This is a genomic window from Thiomicrospira microaerophila (genome assembly GCF_000934765.1).
Taxonomy (GTDB): domain Bacteria; phylum Pseudomonadota; class Gammaproteobacteria; order Thiomicrospirales; family Thiomicrospiraceae; genus Thiomicrospira; species Thiomicrospira microaerophila.
In genome coordinates this window covers 27,947-44,338 of record NZ_JYNN01000010.1, presented here as the reverse complement: position 1 = coordinate 44,338, position 16,392 = coordinate 27,947, and the positions used below count along the sequence as shown (strand labels likewise).

General features: G+C 43.9%; 9 protein-coding genes. All 9 read left to right on the top strand.

Annotated features, from left to right (window positions below; all coding sequences use genetic code 11):
• Positions 1-19: 19 nt before the first annotated feature.
• Entirely contained in the window at positions 20-193 is a 174-nt protein-coding gene (locus NA59_RS15055; protein WP_157792553.1) for a hypothetical protein, read from the top strand.
• A 78-nt stretch (positions 194-271) separates the two neighbouring features.
• The gene (locus NA59_RS05595; RefSeq protein WP_044409277.1) at positions 272-5,551 is read left to right on the top strand and encodes a DEAD/DEAH box helicase; all 5,280 of its coding nucleotides are present in this window, start codon (positions 272-274) and stop codon (positions 5,549-5,551) included.
• A 21-nt stretch (positions 5,552-5,572) separates the two neighbouring features.
• Positions 5,573-8,341, top strand: a complete 2,769-nt coding sequence (locus NA59_RS05590; RefSeq protein WP_096777586.1) for a helicase-related protein — start codon at positions 5,573-5,575, stop codon at positions 8,339-8,341.
• 33 nt (positions 8,342-8,374) lie between these two features.
• Complete coding sequence (locus NA59_RS05585) at positions 8,375-11,959, top strand: Eco57I restriction-modification methylase domain-containing protein (protein WP_044409271.1); 3,585 nt, start codon at positions 8,375-8,377, stop codon at positions 11,957-11,959.
• 21 nt (positions 11,960-11,980) lie between these two features.
• Positions 11,981-13,117 (top strand): HEPN-associated N-terminal domain-containing protein, encoded by a 1,137-nt coding sequence (locus NA59_RS05580; protein WP_157792552.1) that lies wholly within the window; start codon positions 11,981-11,983, stop codon positions 13,115-13,117.
• Positions 13,118-13,423 carry a hypothetical protein gene (locus NA59_RS05575; RefSeq protein ID WP_044409265.1) on the top strand — a complete coding sequence of 102 codons (306 nt, stop codon included), beginning with the start codon at positions 13,118-13,120 and terminating at the stop codon, positions 13,421-13,423.
• Positions 13,401-13,634, top strand: a complete 234-nt coding sequence (locus tag NA59_RS05570) for an Abi family protein (protein ID WP_044409262.1) — start codon at positions 13,401-13,403, stop codon at positions 13,632-13,634. The genes NA59_RS05575 and NA59_RS05570 overlap by 23 nt, the downstream gene beginning before the upstream one ends.
• A gap of 162 nt (positions 13,635-13,796) precedes the next feature.
• A complete protein-coding gene (locus tag NA59_RS05565) occupies positions 13,797-14,567 on the top strand; it encodes an HNH endonuclease (protein WP_044409259.1) in 771 nt (256 codons plus the stop codon).
• 336 nt (positions 14,568-14,903) lie between these two features.
• On the top strand, positions 14,904-16,004 hold the full coding sequence (locus tag NA59_RS05560) for an AAA family ATPase (protein WP_044409257.1): 1,101 nt from the start codon (positions 14,904-14,906) through the stop codon (positions 16,002-16,004).
• Positions 16,005-16,392: the final 388 nt, after the last annotated feature.

Sequence of the window (16,392 nt, the reverse complement as noted above, 5' to 3'; positions counted from 1 at the left end):
AGTAATCAATGGATAAACCATGACAAACGCAACAGAATTAAAAATCAAATTTACTAACCTTCTTAAGTCCATGTTCCAGCTCGATCAGCCAGAGCTGGATTTTGGCTTGTACCGCATTATGCACGCTAAGGCGGACAGGATTAACCGCTTTTTGGATACCGAACTTGCTAATCAAATTGATGCGGTGTTTTAGTAGCATATAGTTGTATGTAACAGTAGAATAGGGTTTCATTTAGAATAATAAGAAATAAGATGGACCTATGGAGTTTAAATGGACGATATTTTTCAGTTTAGAAACGAGTTGATTGATGAATATGCAAGCTTTTCAAGAAGCTTTTCTAAAATACAAGCTGGTGACATCAAAGCTTTCGTTGATAATTCGTACAACGCTGGGCGATACTGGCCAGAACCCTTAATACAAATTAATCCGAACTACAAAACAGCTAAAGACATTGTTGAGCTTACGTCTAATGGCCTGCTTCACCCCAAACTTCTGGATATTTTTAAAACAGACAAACAAACAGATAACCCTAAGCCCCTAAAACTCTTCACCCATCAACTTGAAGCGGTTACCAAAGCCCAGCTCAACAAAAGTTACGTTGTGACAACGGGTACTGGCTCAGGTAAATCCTTATCCTTCTTTATTCCAATTGTAGACAACATTCTTAAGTCCAAAGACATTGACGCAACTCCAAGAACACAGGCGATCATTATTTATCCGATGAACGCATTGGCAAATAGCCAGCTTGAAGAGCTCAATAAATTTTTAGCCGATTTTTCAGAAGACCAAAAACCTTTTACCGTTGCAAGATATACCGGTCAAGAAAAAGCCGAAGAACGTCGCAGAATTTCAGAAAATCCTCCAGATATTCTACTGACCAACTTTATGATGTTAGAACTCATCTTAACAAGATTCGATGAAGTAGATCGCCGTGTTGTGTCGAATTGTCACAATCTGTCGTTTCTTGTACTCGATGAACTTCACACCTACAGAGGGCGACAAGGAGCAGATGTCGCGATGTTGGTGCGTCGATTAAAGGAACGACTTGAAGCCAATAATTTGATTTGTATAGGTACATCAGCCACCATGTCGAGTACCGGTACCCAAGATGACCAAAACCAAGTTATCGCAACGGTAGCCTCTAAACTCTTTGCAACATCATTCAGCAAAAACGATATTATTGGCGAAACGCTAGAGCGTATTACCAATCCTAAAAAAGATTTAACAGCGGTTAAGCCACATCTAAATGAACGATTGCAGCGGCAAACCCTAAACTGGGTAAATTACGATCAATTTATCGACGACCCGCTAGCAATCTGGGTTGAGCTGACAATGGGAATAGCCATTGAAAATACAGACAAACCAAAGCGGGCAAAACCCATTACCCTAACTGATGCCGCTAGCAAACTTTCCAAGGATGCCAGCGTCACGCCAGAATTAGCGAAACAAAGACTTCAAGAGTTTTTGCTAGCCGCACATCAGTATAAAACACCCCAAGGAAGGTCTGCATTTGCATTTAAGCTTCACCAATTTATCAGTGGTGCAGGTAAGGTTCTTTCTACCCTTGAAAGACCAGGGCAAAGAACCTTAACCTTGGACGCCCAACGTTTCGCACCAAGTCGTCAGAACGAAAATGTGATGCTTTATCATGCACACTTCTGTCGCGAATGCGGTCAAGAATATCACCCAGTATGGGTAAATGATTATCCAAAAACCTCTTTCACGCCTCGCGAAATTGACGATACCACTGCTGATGACGACGACATTCGTTATGGTTTTTTATGTCCTGTAGATTCAAAACAGCAATATAGGGGGGATATCGAAAATCTTCCTGAACAGTGGCTTGACACCACTAAAGACGAACCTAAAGTTAAATCCACTTTCAAGAAATACGTTCCAATCTCCTATCAACTCAAGCCGGATGGCACAGAGGGTAAAGGGCAGGAATACTGGTTTATCCCAGGAAAATATCGTTACTGTGTAAACTGCGGACAGGTTCACGAAGCTTACGGTAAAGATATTAACCGACTTTCTAGCCTATCTGGTGAGGGGCGGTCCTCTGCTACAACCATGCTGACTTTGAGCATGTTACGCCAGTTATTCACTATGCAAGACCCAGCGCCAAATACGCCTGACCCACGCAAACTGCTTGGATTCACTGACAATCGACAAGATGCGGCTTTACAAGCAGGGCATTTTAACGACTTCCTAAATCTCATTACCTTACGTGCAGGCCTTATTGCAGCGCTCAAAACACAAGGTGGAGAACTGAAAGAAGAAGAGTTAGCTAATCAGGTTTTCTTATCACTTGGGTTTGAAACCAATGACATAACAACGCTCAGTGAATACCTTCAAGATCCGAAGATAATGGGGTTTGCACGCAAAGAAGCACAGAAGGCGCTCAGGTTCGTACTGGGCTACCGGTTAATTCGTGATTTGCGCAAAGGCTGGCGTTTCAACAACCCTAATTTAGATCAACTTGGTTTGTTACAAATTGACTACATTGAGCTTGAAGCCTTTTCTAAAGAAACCCAATTATTCAATCAACCCAACAGTATTCTTGGTCAACTCAAACCTGAAGAACGAGCGGAGCTCGCTAGAACCCTATTTGAAGAAATGCGCAGAGAACTGGCGTTGTCTTCGAGTTATCTTGACACTATTGAACAAGAAAAATTTCGTGCGAATGCCTACAATTCGCTCACAGAACGTTGGGGGTTTTCGCAGGATGAGATACTTCAGCATGCGAAAACACTCATTCTTACCCAGCCTAAAGAAACCAAAAGCAAACGCTCTGACGGTCTATTAAAAGCCGGTTCTCGTTCCAGATTATTGCGAACCATAAAGCGGTTAGCCATGTGGAAAAAAAGCAGTCTAAATGGTTTCAGTGATTGGAAAGATGTGGATGCCGTCAAGGTAATTGAAGAGCTACTCGCCGCCGCAGGTCAGTACGGTTATGTGGTTAAAAACGTCATTGACAAAAACCTTACCGGTTGGCAACTTAATTCATCAACCTTAATTTGGCGATTGACCCAGCCATCTGATAATATAAGCACTAACAGTTTCTTTACACATCTGTATGAAACTTTAACTCAACTCATTCAATCCCAACAACACTACCTGTTTGAATTTGAAGCTCAGGAGCACACCGCGCAAGTCGATGCACCTGACCGCCAAGCCCTAGAGCAACGTTTTCGCTTTACCGACAAGGACAAAAAAGATTGGGACAGCGACGAAAAACATATTGGTCCGCTCAAACGGTTGCCGGTTATGTATTGTTCTCCGACCATGGAATTAGGTGTCGATATTTCCTCACTGAATACGGTATATCTGAGAAACGTGCCGCCAACACCGGCTAATTACGCACAACGTAGCGGGCGAGCAGGTCGATCTGGTCAACCAGCCATCGTAGTCAGTTACTGTGCGGCACAAAGCCCACACGATCAATGGTTTTTTAATCATGCTAATGAAATGGTGCATGGTATTGTAAAGGCGCCAACCTTAGACTTAACCAACCCCGATTTGATAAAGAGTCATTTTCAAGCGGTTTGGTTAGCTGCGACCCAGGTTGAACTGAAATCCGGTGTCGCTCCAATGCTTGACCTAGATGAACCAGATAAACCGGTTCAAAAAGAGCTGATGGACATAATGTCCTCACCCGAGGTACTTGCACGCGCCCATAAGAGTGCAAAAGTCTTATACAAACAACTGAAGCAAGACTTACATGACCAAACTTGGTTTACCGAACAATATGTTGAAACAATCATTAACGAGTGTTCAACAACATTTAACAAAGCCTTTGATCGTTGGCGAGGATTATTTGATTCCACATCCAGTCAAATGAAACTGGCTTCTGAAATCGCAATGAAGCACAGTGTTACCGAGCTTGAACGACGTAGCGCAAGTCTAAGGTTTGCCGATGCTAAAAACCAATACTCGTTATTGCTTCAAGAAACGGGTGGTCAAAACAACGACTTTTATACTTATCGCTATTTAGCCAGTCAAGGTTTTTTACCCGGATACAATTTCCCTCGACTGCCCTTAATGGCTTGGATTCCGGCAAAAGGTGGCAAAAAATCTGGTAAGGATGATAGGGGGAGTATGGTCAGCCGCCCAAGATTCTTGGCCATCTCTGAGTTTGGACCGCGCAGCTTGATTTATCACCAAGGCCGAATGTACCGCGTACACAAGGCAAAATTAAATATTGGTGCTAGTGACCACATTACCAGCGGCGCAAAATTAGGCACCATCTCAACTCTGGTCTGCTCGCAATGCGGTTATGCGCATATGGGTGAAACGGAAAACCATGAACCCACCCACAATGTTTGCGAAAACTGTGAAGCACCGCTTACAGACCATGATTGGGTCAAAGAGCTTTATCGCATTGAGACTGTTGAAACGCGGCCGGAAGAACGCATCTCGATTAATGACGAAGAACGCCAGCGTCAAGGTTTTGATTTGCAAACAACCTATCGATTCATACCCGATCAAGCCGGAAAAATACACAAGCAACAATCGGTTGTAGAAGTGGATGGTGAAACCATCGCCGCACTAACTTACAGCACAGCAACCCGAATTTGGCGGATTAATAGAGGTTGGCGTCGTCGTAAAGAAAAAAATCTGCTCGGCTTTTATATAAATCCAATCTCTGGGGAGTGGAGTAAGCAAGACGATCCAAATAGCGACAAAGACAACGAAAAAACAGAGCAACAACCAGATAAAATTGTATCTCAACGGATTGTACCCTTTGTTGAGGATTACCGAAATGTATTGATCTTACAACCGGTTCAACAATTATCGCTGGAATCTGTAGCAACCCTTCAGGCCGCCATTAAGCGCGGCATCGAACAAGTTTTCGAAATTGAAGAGTCTGAGTTAGTTGCCGAACCCTTGCCCAATAATGAGGAACGCAAAGCCATCCTACTTTATGAAGCCGCAGAAGGGGGTGCCGGAGTGCTCAACCGCCTTGCTAAGGAGCCGAATGCACTGGCTGAGGTAGCGCAAAAAGCCCTTGAGATCATGCATTTTTCACGCCCAGTCAACAGCCAGGCCTGGTCATATGAAGACTTAAGTGCAAATGAGAAATTAAAAGACGGTCATGCCATTTGTGAAGCCGGATGCTATCAATGTTTATTGAGATACTTTAACCAACCCGACCATGAAAATATTAACCGCCGTAATGAAGATGCACTCAGATTGTTGGTGGCACTAGCCAATGCACAAGTCAGCCAGCTCGATCAAGCAACAGAGCCATTGAAGGTTGAACAATTATCTAAAGCTGAAGCGGTAAAAGCTTCAACAGAAGACCAGGCCTGGTTGATGGAGCTTAAAGCATTAGGTTATAAAGAACCAGACCAAATCAACGTCTCGATTGAGCAAGGCAAAGCGATTGCTGTCGCCAAATATAACGCAACTCGGTCTTTAGTATTTGTCCATCCAATTTCGGATGAAATAAAACAAAACCTCATCAACAAAGGTTGGACAATACTTGATTTTAGCGATGTGGATAATTGGCCAATACTATTCAATAACCACCGTGACCAATTAATTTAGATGAATAACACAGGAAACCCTATGCAATTTGCCCCCGGAAACCTCGTCAAAGCCAGAGGACGTGAATGGATTGTTGAAAATCAGCCAACCGATTACGCGCTCACCCTTCGCCCGTTAGAAGGTGCGGATGCCGATTTGATTACGCTTATTCCAGAGCTCGAATTAGAGCCGGTTGAATCCGCAAGTTTTGATTGGCCGGGGATTGAACATTTAGGCAATCACAACGGTGCGCTTCTGCTTCGTGATGCCATGCGTTTAAAGCTACGTTCAGGCGCTGGGCCATTCCGTTCTTTTGGGCATATTGCAGTTGAACCCAGGGCTTATCAACTGGTGCCGTTGCTCATGGCATTGCGTTTAACCACGGTAAGGCTTTTAATCGCCGATGACGTCGGTATAGGTAAGACCATAGAAGCCGGGCTGATTGTGCGTGAATTAATGGAACGAGGTGAGCTCAACAAACTGGCCGTGCTTTGTCCACCGCACCTGGTAGATCAATGGGTATCGGAACTGGAAAACCGTTTTAATCTACCTACAGTCGCGCTGACCTCTGCCAGTGCCAATCGACTCGAACGCGATTTACCACACGGCGTCAGTTTGTTTGATTACTACCCGAATGTTGTCGTCAGCCTCGATTACATTAAATCCGAAAGACACCGTGAACACTTCCTTGCGATTGCGCCAGAGTGCATTATTGTTGACGAAGCCCATACCTCTGTTTCAAGCGGCCAAGGCAAGCAACTGCGATTTGAACTGCTAAAACGGTTATCAAAAGACGAAAACCGCCACATGATTTTACTCACCGCCACGCCTCACTCCGGTGATGAAGAAGCCTTTTATAACCTCTTGTCGATTCTAAAACCGGATTTCATTCGCTTAGCTGAAATCACCAAAGCCAATGACCCACTTCGTCAAGAACTCGCTCGTCACTTTGTACAGCGCCGCCGAAAAGACATTGAAGAATGGCAAGACAACAGCTGTTTTCCACGTCGCATGAAAGCGGAAATCACATACCAACTCACCGGAGATTGGGGCAGATTTTATGACCAAGTACAGGATTACTGTTTTCAGCTTGCCGAATCCTTAGAATCGAAACAAACTCAAAAAGCACCACTGGTTTGGTATACCACCTTAGCCTTATTGCGCTGTGTCGCCTCATCACCTGCTGCTGCAGTGAGAACCTTAACCACGCGATTAGAAGGAGCTACCGAATCAACCGACCAAGAAACCTTACTTAGCGATGACAGATTGCATGATGGTCATGTTGACGACTTAGATAGCAATGACCTTGAACCACCGGGGCAACTTGACGATACTCACACACTAAAACATCTTATACAGCAGGCAGAAAAGCTCGCCGGTAAACAAGGAGACCCTAAATTAGCGGTATTAATTGAACATCTTAAGCCGTTAATCAAGGACGGATTCCACCCTGTCGTCTTTTGTCGTTATGTCGCCACCGCGCACTATGTAGCGCAACACCTTAAAAAGCAGTTCCCAAACCTTGAGGTTGATGCCATTACCGGTGAATATCCGCCTGAAGAACGTAAACAACGTGTCGAAGACCTCTATCAAGCCGACCAAAGATTATTAGTCGCGACCGACTGCTTGTCAGAAGGGATTAACCTACAACACGCTTTTAATGCGGTCATTCATTATGATTTGGCTTGGAACCCAACTCGTCACGAACAGCGTGAAGGTCGGGTAGATCGTTTCGGGCAAACCGCCGAAGAAGTACGATGCACCATGCTCTATGGACAAGATAACCCGGTTGACGGCTTTGTGTTAAAAGTTATTCTACGTAAAGGTGAGGCCATAGAAAAAGAACTCGGCGTAATGATTCCTATGCCAGAAGACGACCAACGCATCAACCAAGCCCTCGTTAAAGCAGCACTCACCAAAAGAGACCGTTTAGCGAGTGCCGCATCACAGGTCACATTTGACTTTGGCGAAGCCGAAGCGATGCTTGCACCCATGGAAACAAAATGGCAAAACGCCCTAGCAAAAGCTAAAGCGAATCGCACCATCTTTGCTCAGCGCAGTATTAAACCGGAAGAGGTGATGCCTGAATGGCATAAACAAAGCCAAGCACTCGGCACGCAACAAGACGTCGTGCGTTTCTTACAGCAGGCCACGGCGCGCCTAAATGCGCCACTGCAAGCACTGAAAAACGGGCATCAAAAAATGCTCATCAGCCACTTACCCGAAAACCTACGCTTACGGTTTTCCGATGAGGGTTACGACAACAGCCTGCAACTCGATTTAAACACTCTACACCGAAGTCATCCGGTCATTGGGCTGTTAGCCGACCATTTAGTTGAAGAAACCTTAGCCAGCGAAGCACAAGCGATTGCGAATCGAACGGCGGTAACCTTAACCCAAGACGTTAACCAGCTCACGCGGGTATTTTTATTGCGACTTCGACACCGACTAAGTTACGTTCGCCGTCATAAACCCTATCAGCTCATGGCAGAAGAAACCCTAATGGTCGCCGTGCAAGGCGTAAGCGAACCGAAATGGTTTACCGACGAAGATGCCGCACAGTTTTTAGCCATTACGCCATCCGGCAATCTCAATAACGCACTGGTCGAAAAACAGCTGAATGAAGCAAAACAATTTTTATCAACCAATGCAGACAGGTTAAACCAACTGGCACACCAACGCGCGCAAGCCTTGCTTGAAGACCACATTCGCGTGCGAGAAGCTTCCAAGGATGTGGGCAAATACCAGGTTGAGCCCGCCTTGCCGGTCGATATAATCGGCATATATATACTACTTCCTGATGACTTGTAACCAGCTTGCCCAACCGGCTAAAGAGACACATTTATGAAACGCCTTGTAAAACATCAAAAATCAAGCCTAAACCTTACCGCCATTAAACTGGAGGGCAGTTTGTTTTTGCCCGACCAGCTTGAAAAATCCGCCTTGGGTCAGTCCAAATATCAAGAACCAAAAGACTACCAAATTCCGCTGGGCATTAAACTCAAAGAAGAATACAGTCGTGCCTACCAAATCGCGATAGCCAACTGGAAACACTTTGCTGCCCAAACCGAACGCCAAGATTTACAACCAGGCCTGGTTACGCATCATTTTGTTGAAACGCTATTTAAACAAGTTCTCGGTTATCACAATTTCAGTCTTATTCATGGCGTAACGCTGAACGAACTGCATTACCCGATATCCGCGATGGCGGGCAATTTGCCCATTATAATCGCGCCACACAACCAAACCCTGGATGAAGCCTGTGAAACGTTTGCCATTCACGGTGCCGGTACTAAAAAGAAATCCGCTTTTCAACTGGCACAAAGTTTTCTCAACGCCAGCGAAAACCACCTCTGGGCCATCGTTACCAACGGTCGCCAACTGCGCTTATTGCGTGATGCCGACACGCTGACTAGACCAAGCTATTTAGAAATCGACCTGCAAGACCTGCTCAGTGCGCAACGCTTTTCTGAGTTCCAAAATGCTTGGCGCCTAATCCATGCCAGCCGGGCGGATTTAAACGGCGAATGCATTTGGGAACAATGGCGCACCCTCGGTAAGGAAGAAGGCACACGAGTGCGTAACGGCCTGCGAGAGGGCGTGACGGATGCCCTGTTACAACTCGGCCAAGGCTTTATCGAACACCCCGACAACCAAGCCCTGCGTGAGGCGCTATATCACGGCGAACTTAGCCCAAATGATTATTTTCAACAACTTTTGCGCTTAATTTACCGTTTTATCTTCCTGTTCACGGTAGAAGAACGCGATCTACTCCAACCGAAAACCCAACTCAAAGCACGGCAGATTTATGCGCAAGGTTACGCCATGAACCGCTTAAAAGCGCGTTGTTTAAATCGTCGAGCGCTCACTCATCATACCGACCTTTGGCAAGGCGTGCGCATTGTGTTTAGAGGACTTGCCGACGGTCAACAACACTTGGCGTTACCGGCGTTAGGCGGACTGTTTAACCCAAACCAATGTCGGCATATAGACCAAGCGCAACTCAGTAACCGTGCGTTGTTATTAGCCATGAAATCTCTGCGCTGGTTTACGCTCAACAACCAACTCGCCCCGGTGGACTATCGTAATATGGGGCCGGAAGAACTCGGCTCGGTTTACGAAAGCCTACTAGAACTGGTGCCGGAAATCGCCATTACCGAAAAACGTTTTGGTTTTGTCGGCATTACCAGTGAAGGTTCTACTCAAGGTAACGCCCGTAAAACCTCCGGTTCCTATTACACGCCCGATGAATTGGTGCAAGAATTAATTAAATCCGCGTTAGAACCGGTCATACAACAAAAACGTCAACAACAGCCCGACAACCCACAGCAAGCCATACTCAGTATCCGTGTGATCGACCCGGCGTGCGGTTCCGGACATTTTTTATTGGCGGCGGCTCGTCGTTTAGCCGAAGAACTCGCCGCTATACGGGCACTGGATGGCGGTGTTACCGACCAAGATTATCGTCACGCTCTACGTGAAGTTATCGCCAATTGCATTTTTGGCGTCGATAAAAACCCAATGGCGATAGAACTCGCCCGCACCGCACTTTGGTTGGAAGGGTTTGAAGAAAACCAACCCTTATCGTTTTTAGATCACCATTTACAAGTCGGCGATGCCTTACTGGGCATTATGCATTGGGAACAACTCACCCAGGGCATCCCCACGGATGCCTTTAAAGCCTTGTCCGGCGACGACAAAGCGGTGGTTAAAGTCCTTGCGGCGCAAAATCGCAACGGGCTAAAAGCCTTTCAAAAACGCCATCAAAACCCACAACTTCAATTACTGCCCGAAGACACCACCGGTCTTAAAACCTTGCAGGCGATTGAAGCCATGCCGCAAAACACCCCAAAACAAATCGCCAAACAAGAAGCCGCGTACCATGAATTTCTACGCCAAGCCAAACAGGGCAAACTTGCCCAAGCGGCGGATTGTTTTGTGGGTGCATTTTTAATCGCCAAAACCGCGCAAAATCAGCAGGCCTGCCCAACCTCCGCAACCCTCTATTGCCAACTTTACGATGAAAGCTTACAAGACCAAGACATCCAACGCCTGCAACTGGCCCAGCAGGCCTGCCAAATGGCGGGCGTGTTTCACTGGCCTTTAGCCTTTCCGCAAGTGTTTGCCAAAGGCGGGTTTGATTGTGTAATAGGTAATCCGCCTTGGGAGGTTCTTAAACAGGATGAATTCTTTGTTGAGAATAACCTTTTTATCGAAAAACAACAAAACTGGTTCAAGTCCCCTATTTTTGAAATTATTAAAGGCAAAAAAGACTTATATAAGCTTTTCATTAATCAATCTATTGGTTTAATTAATGATTTAGGTCGATTGGGTTTGGTTTTGCCACTTGGATTTATGTTTGAGGATGATTTGAAGAGTTTAAGACAGAAGTTATTCAATGAGCTTTCTGTTACTAAAATCCTACATATTCAAAATAAGAAAAAAGTGTTTTTCGAGGATGTGCATGCGAGCTATCGATTTATATTGTTAGAGGTTACTAAGGAAAAGAAATTAGATCATAGTTTTTCAGAAGTTATAAGTACTAAAAAAGATTTGCTAAATCCAAATCTAATAAAAGTGTCTAGATCTGAATTTGATATGGTTATCGGTGAAGATAGGAGTGCATTGATATTTGATAAAGTATCTTACGCTTCAATTCATAGAGATTTATTGTTTAAATTGTTAAATTATGAGCAGTTGTCATATAAAGTGGTTGCAGAGTTTCACTCATCATCGGACAAGGATATCTTGAATACATGTTATAAGCCTGGATTAAAGGGGTTAGTTAAGAATGCAACTATACATTTTTTTAATGCTCAGTTTGGGCCTGTGGAGAAATGGGTATCTTTGCAAGACTACAAAAGTCGTCTTTTAAGGAAAGAGCTAGATGTTAAAATATGGGAGGCATCGCACAGACTGGTTTTTAGAGATATTGCCAGAAGTGATGATACTAGAACGCTTATTCCTTGTTTAATACCAAGTTCTCTTGTGTCAACTTATGATGCGCCAATGATTGTTCCGGAAAACTATACTGGTAATTTAAATGAGCTGGCGTTTTATACTGGTTTCTTATCTAGTTTTATTGCTGATTTTTTGATTAGGCCTTACGTTGATAAGCATATAAAGGCATATATTATAAATAAAGTACCAATTCCACTTTTTGATTCAGATAATATTTATATGTCAAAAATTTCTTATAATACCTTGAATCTTTTAGAAGAAAGTGATTTGACAAGTAAAGAAAAATTGGTCTCTGAAATCAATGGGTGCGCATGCATTATCAGCGGAACCAGTCAGGAAGACTTTAAAATTATAATGAAGTCTTTTTCGGGATTGATGAATACTGATTTAAAAAATTACGACGAATACCGCACCCAACGCCTCGTCCTCGAAGCCTGGGACAAACTCGAATCCGGTGAGTTGATTTAAATGGGCAGAGCCAAACATGACATGATTGAAGCGCAAGAACGTGGCTGGCGACATTCAAGCCATCATGTTTGTAAAAATTGCATTGAAGAGGATTTTTTGTCTGTGTTAGCGAATAGATTTGCTAGTCCGCAAAATACTTGTTCATTTTGCGGTGAAAATGATGCCGCCCCGCTTGATGATTTAATGCCATTTATTATTGGCGCAATTGGCAGGTCTTATAATGAACCCAGTGCTTCAGGCATGCCTCTTGAATATATGAAAGAGGCATTTGAGTGCACTTCAACTGAAGAGGTGTTGTACAACCTGGGTATTGAAGGCGGCTCAGATTTTATCGATGTGTTAGTTGAAAACATTGAGAATGATTGTTGGGCTGATGCGCCAGATGGTTATTTCTTCAACTCTCATAAACATGAGTACTGGCAATATAGCTGGCAACATTTTTGCAATCTGGTAAAGCATCAAAAACGCTACTTTTTTCATTTCGAAGAAGGGGATGAATATGATTCAGAAAATATGTCACCCACCACGATGCTTGCCAGAATATCCGATGCTATTCATGATTCGGCTTTAATTAAAACCATTAGCGCTCCTGAGCAAAAAGTTTACCGTGCACGTATTAAAACGAATGGCTGGGAGCTGGCAGAAGAAGAGCTGCGCCAACCTCCAAATGAGTTAGCAAATGCAGGCAGAATGAATCCGGCTGGAATTGGTTTTTTTTACGCTGCGGAGAATGAAGAAACGGCCATTAAAGAAGTATGCAGACAGATTGCTGAGGTGGCCGTTGCCGAGTTTATCATTCCGAATAAGCTGACATTTCTGGACCTAACAGAGTTGCCTGTTTTGCCATCAGTCTTTGAGGAAAATGCTTATCAGCAACGACAATACATTCTATTTTTAAAAGGGTTTATTTGTGATATCACCAAACCGATCACCAAAGACGGTAAAGAGCATATTGAATATGTGCCAACGCAAATTGTCAGTGAACTCTTTGCCAATTATTTAAAAATAGATGATGCACCCATCGATGGTATTCGTTTTCCAAGTTCAGTAGATCAAGGCGCTGTGAATTGGGTGTTATTTCCGCATGCGTTTGAAAAAATAAAATTTGTAAATGCTAAGATTGTCCAAACATCGATTTGTATTAAAAGCAAAATCTAGATGACAAAAACCAAACTTATTGAATATAAAAAAGACTGGCTGAGTTTTGAAGACCAACTCACTAAATTGACCAGCCGAGGCTTAATCGCGACCGAACCTAACAAGGCAATCGAAACGCTAAAACGCATTGGCTATTACCGTTTAAGCGGTTATTTCTACAGCTTAAAACAGCGTTGCGGTGCCTGTTGTTTCATCGACGACCCAGATAATATCAAAGTGCGTAAAGGGGTGAAGCAGGTCGAAAAAGTCGTCAAAAATGACCGAACAACCGAAAAAACCAAAAATGGGCGATGCACCGTTATTTGACCAGGCCTGGAACAACAATGCGCATACACTTGCGAGGCCTTTTATTGGCTTATGTTTGATTCATTTTTTCTTGCAAACGATCAACCCAACGTCAAGTTGGTGGCAACGTTTAACCGATTTGTTATTGAATGAGTTTCCGGATTTAACGCATTTGGATATTGATTTAAATGCGATGGGTATCATTGAGGGCTGGAACGAATGGAAATGGTGAGTTTATTATCTGATTGCGGCGGGCAATAAAAAACCCCTCAGCAGTTTCACCGCAAGCGGATCACAGTTCGGGGCCGTGTTGATTTGAACTTTACGCTATCGTTCACTGCAGGTCAAGTACCATGACCATTTTATTTTATAAATCGCGCCAAGGAGTGTTGGTTTGAACCTTGAGTTTTCATTATTAGAAAATGTAGAAATTGGTCAATTGGCTTATTCAAATGGCTTTGAAAATGAACCGATTCAAGAGGCGGGTAGTTTGGTCCTTAGCTCGTCTCGTTACCCGGTTAAACTGTTGATAGCCAAAAACTTGGGTGATTTTTCCATAGAATCGACTTCTCCAGCCGTCAATGCCGAGCTAATGCGCCATTTTGATGCTTCACTTATGCCCATTAGAACCTCTCGTTTAGAGGATTTGGCTGAGGTAATAAACAAGGCCGCCGCCTTTGCGTTTGCTTTGCCCAATAATGCGCTCGAAGCCTATCAAGCCGAATTGAACAAAATCATTATTGAAACGCCGACGCAAACCGAAACCTTGGCTATGGTGAAGCGTCGGATTGGTCAGCAAAAATATCGCGAAGCCATGATGACTTATTGGGGCGGGCGTTGCGCTGTTACCGGTGTCGCGATTCCCGAAGTGTTACGAGCCAGCCATGCCAAACCCTGGGCTGAATGCGAAACCGATGCCGAGCGGCTGGATGTGTACAACGGTTTTTTATTGGCCGCTCACTTAGACGCATTATTTGATCAGTTTTTAATCAGCTTTGATGAATCCGGTCTTATCGTAATTTCGGATCAAATCAGTGCCGATGATTGTACTAAGCTAGGCATTCAATCTGATCTTAAGCTGCGCTGGATTACAGAGCAACATAAACGCTATCTTGTATACCATGTGAATCAATTAAAACAATTATTGATGTTTGGTAATTTTTAAGAAAGATGCGTTTATCAGATGGGTTGAACGTGCTATTTACTTGGTTTCATTTGCCGGTCATTTGCAAACTAACAGTTTTGTCACCGGTAGGTTCTAGTATTTTTTGTTTAAGTTGTTGATTATATTGTTTATGTTTTAGTTTTTAGGTAATGGTTTTCATTTGCTAGCCATTTGCTTGGCAGGCGATAAGGCGAGTTTGTGTTGCAAAAAATCCAAAATTTGCAACACAAGCCAATTTGTGTTGCAAAGGTGCAAGCCAAACGCTGAAAGGTTACTTAAAAGAGTTGATGTATGGCACAGTTAAAAAGTAGCCATCTGAAGGTTAAAGGAATTTAAATGGGCAGGGCGCTAGATAAGCTTTCTATTGCAGGTTACAAAACGATTCAGAGTTTATCGGACTTTGAGCTTAAAAAACTCAACGTGCTGATTGGTGGTAACGGCGCCGGTAAAAGTAATTTTATTGAAGTTTTTCGTTTGTTACGTGCGATGGTGGATCAGAAATTAGGCAAATTTGCTTTAGACCGCGGTTCTGCGGATGGATTCTTTTTTAATGGACCAAAGCAAACGCCTGAAATCAAAATGCATTTTACGTTTGGCGATAACGAATACCGTTTTACTCTTACAACGTCAGCCGATGAGCGTTTTTTAATTGCTGAAGAGCAACAAAAATACATTAAGGGTGGTTGGCGAACAATTGCAAGCACTGAGTTTGAAAGTGCTTTGCAACAGCGAAAAACTGAGGCTGGTATTGAGTATTCAAAAGGTGTTGGGTATTACGTTTATAACGCGGTTTCCAATTGGATGGTGTATCACTTTCACGATACCAGTGCGACAGTGCCCATGCGTAAATATGAGATCGTAGAGGACAATGCGCGTTTGCGTGCCGATGCTTCTAACATAGCGCCATTCTTATTGAAACTGAAGTCTGAAAGTCCTTTTTATGATGAGGAATATGAGCGTATCGTTGATGCGATACGTTTGGTGATTCCATTTTTTGATGATTTCTTGCTCGAACCGCGTCAATTTGGTGAAGCAGAAAAAGTGCGTTTAACTTGGACACAAAAGGGCTCGGATTATCCGATGCAACCCTATCATTTATCTGATGGTTCGATTCGCTTTATCTGTTTAGCAACCGCTTTACTTCAACCCGCTTTGCCTTCGACTATTTTAATTGACGAGCCTGAGTTGGGATTGCATCCGTATGCGATTGAGGTGTTGGCGGAGCTGATTCGAGAGGCCTCAGAGCGAACGCAGGTGGTTATTTCAACTCAGTCTCCCGCACTGGTGGATTGTTTTGCACCGGATGAAGTCATTGTGGTTAATCGTAAGCAGGGTGCTTCAACCTTTGAGCGCTTGAGTGAAGATGATTTAAGTCAGTGGTTAGAGGACTATTCACTGGGTGAGTTGTGGTGTAAAAATGTGATTGTAGGCGCTTAGCTATTCTCAGTTATGAGTGTGGTGCGTTGTTAATGCGGTGGTGATTGACAGGCTATGTTAAAAAAACGGCAAAAATTTAACATAGTTTGAAGCTATGTTAAAAAAATGAAAAAAATTTAACATAGCTTTTTATCTCGGCGCTCCCACTTGCAAGGTCTAACGTATGCACATATGTTTATAACTCGCTCCCACGCTGTGCGTCAGCGCCATTAAGCTAAGAAAAAAACGGTCATTGCGAGGCGCGCAGCGACGCGGACAACGAAGTCAGCGCGAAGCCTGAATCTCTCAAGGGCGCACGCCGTCTGCAAGAGATTGCCACGGCCTTCGGCCTCGCAATGCCCCATTTTTTTTCCCCGGGGCGTTCTTCCTGCGCGAAGTCGCAGGATCC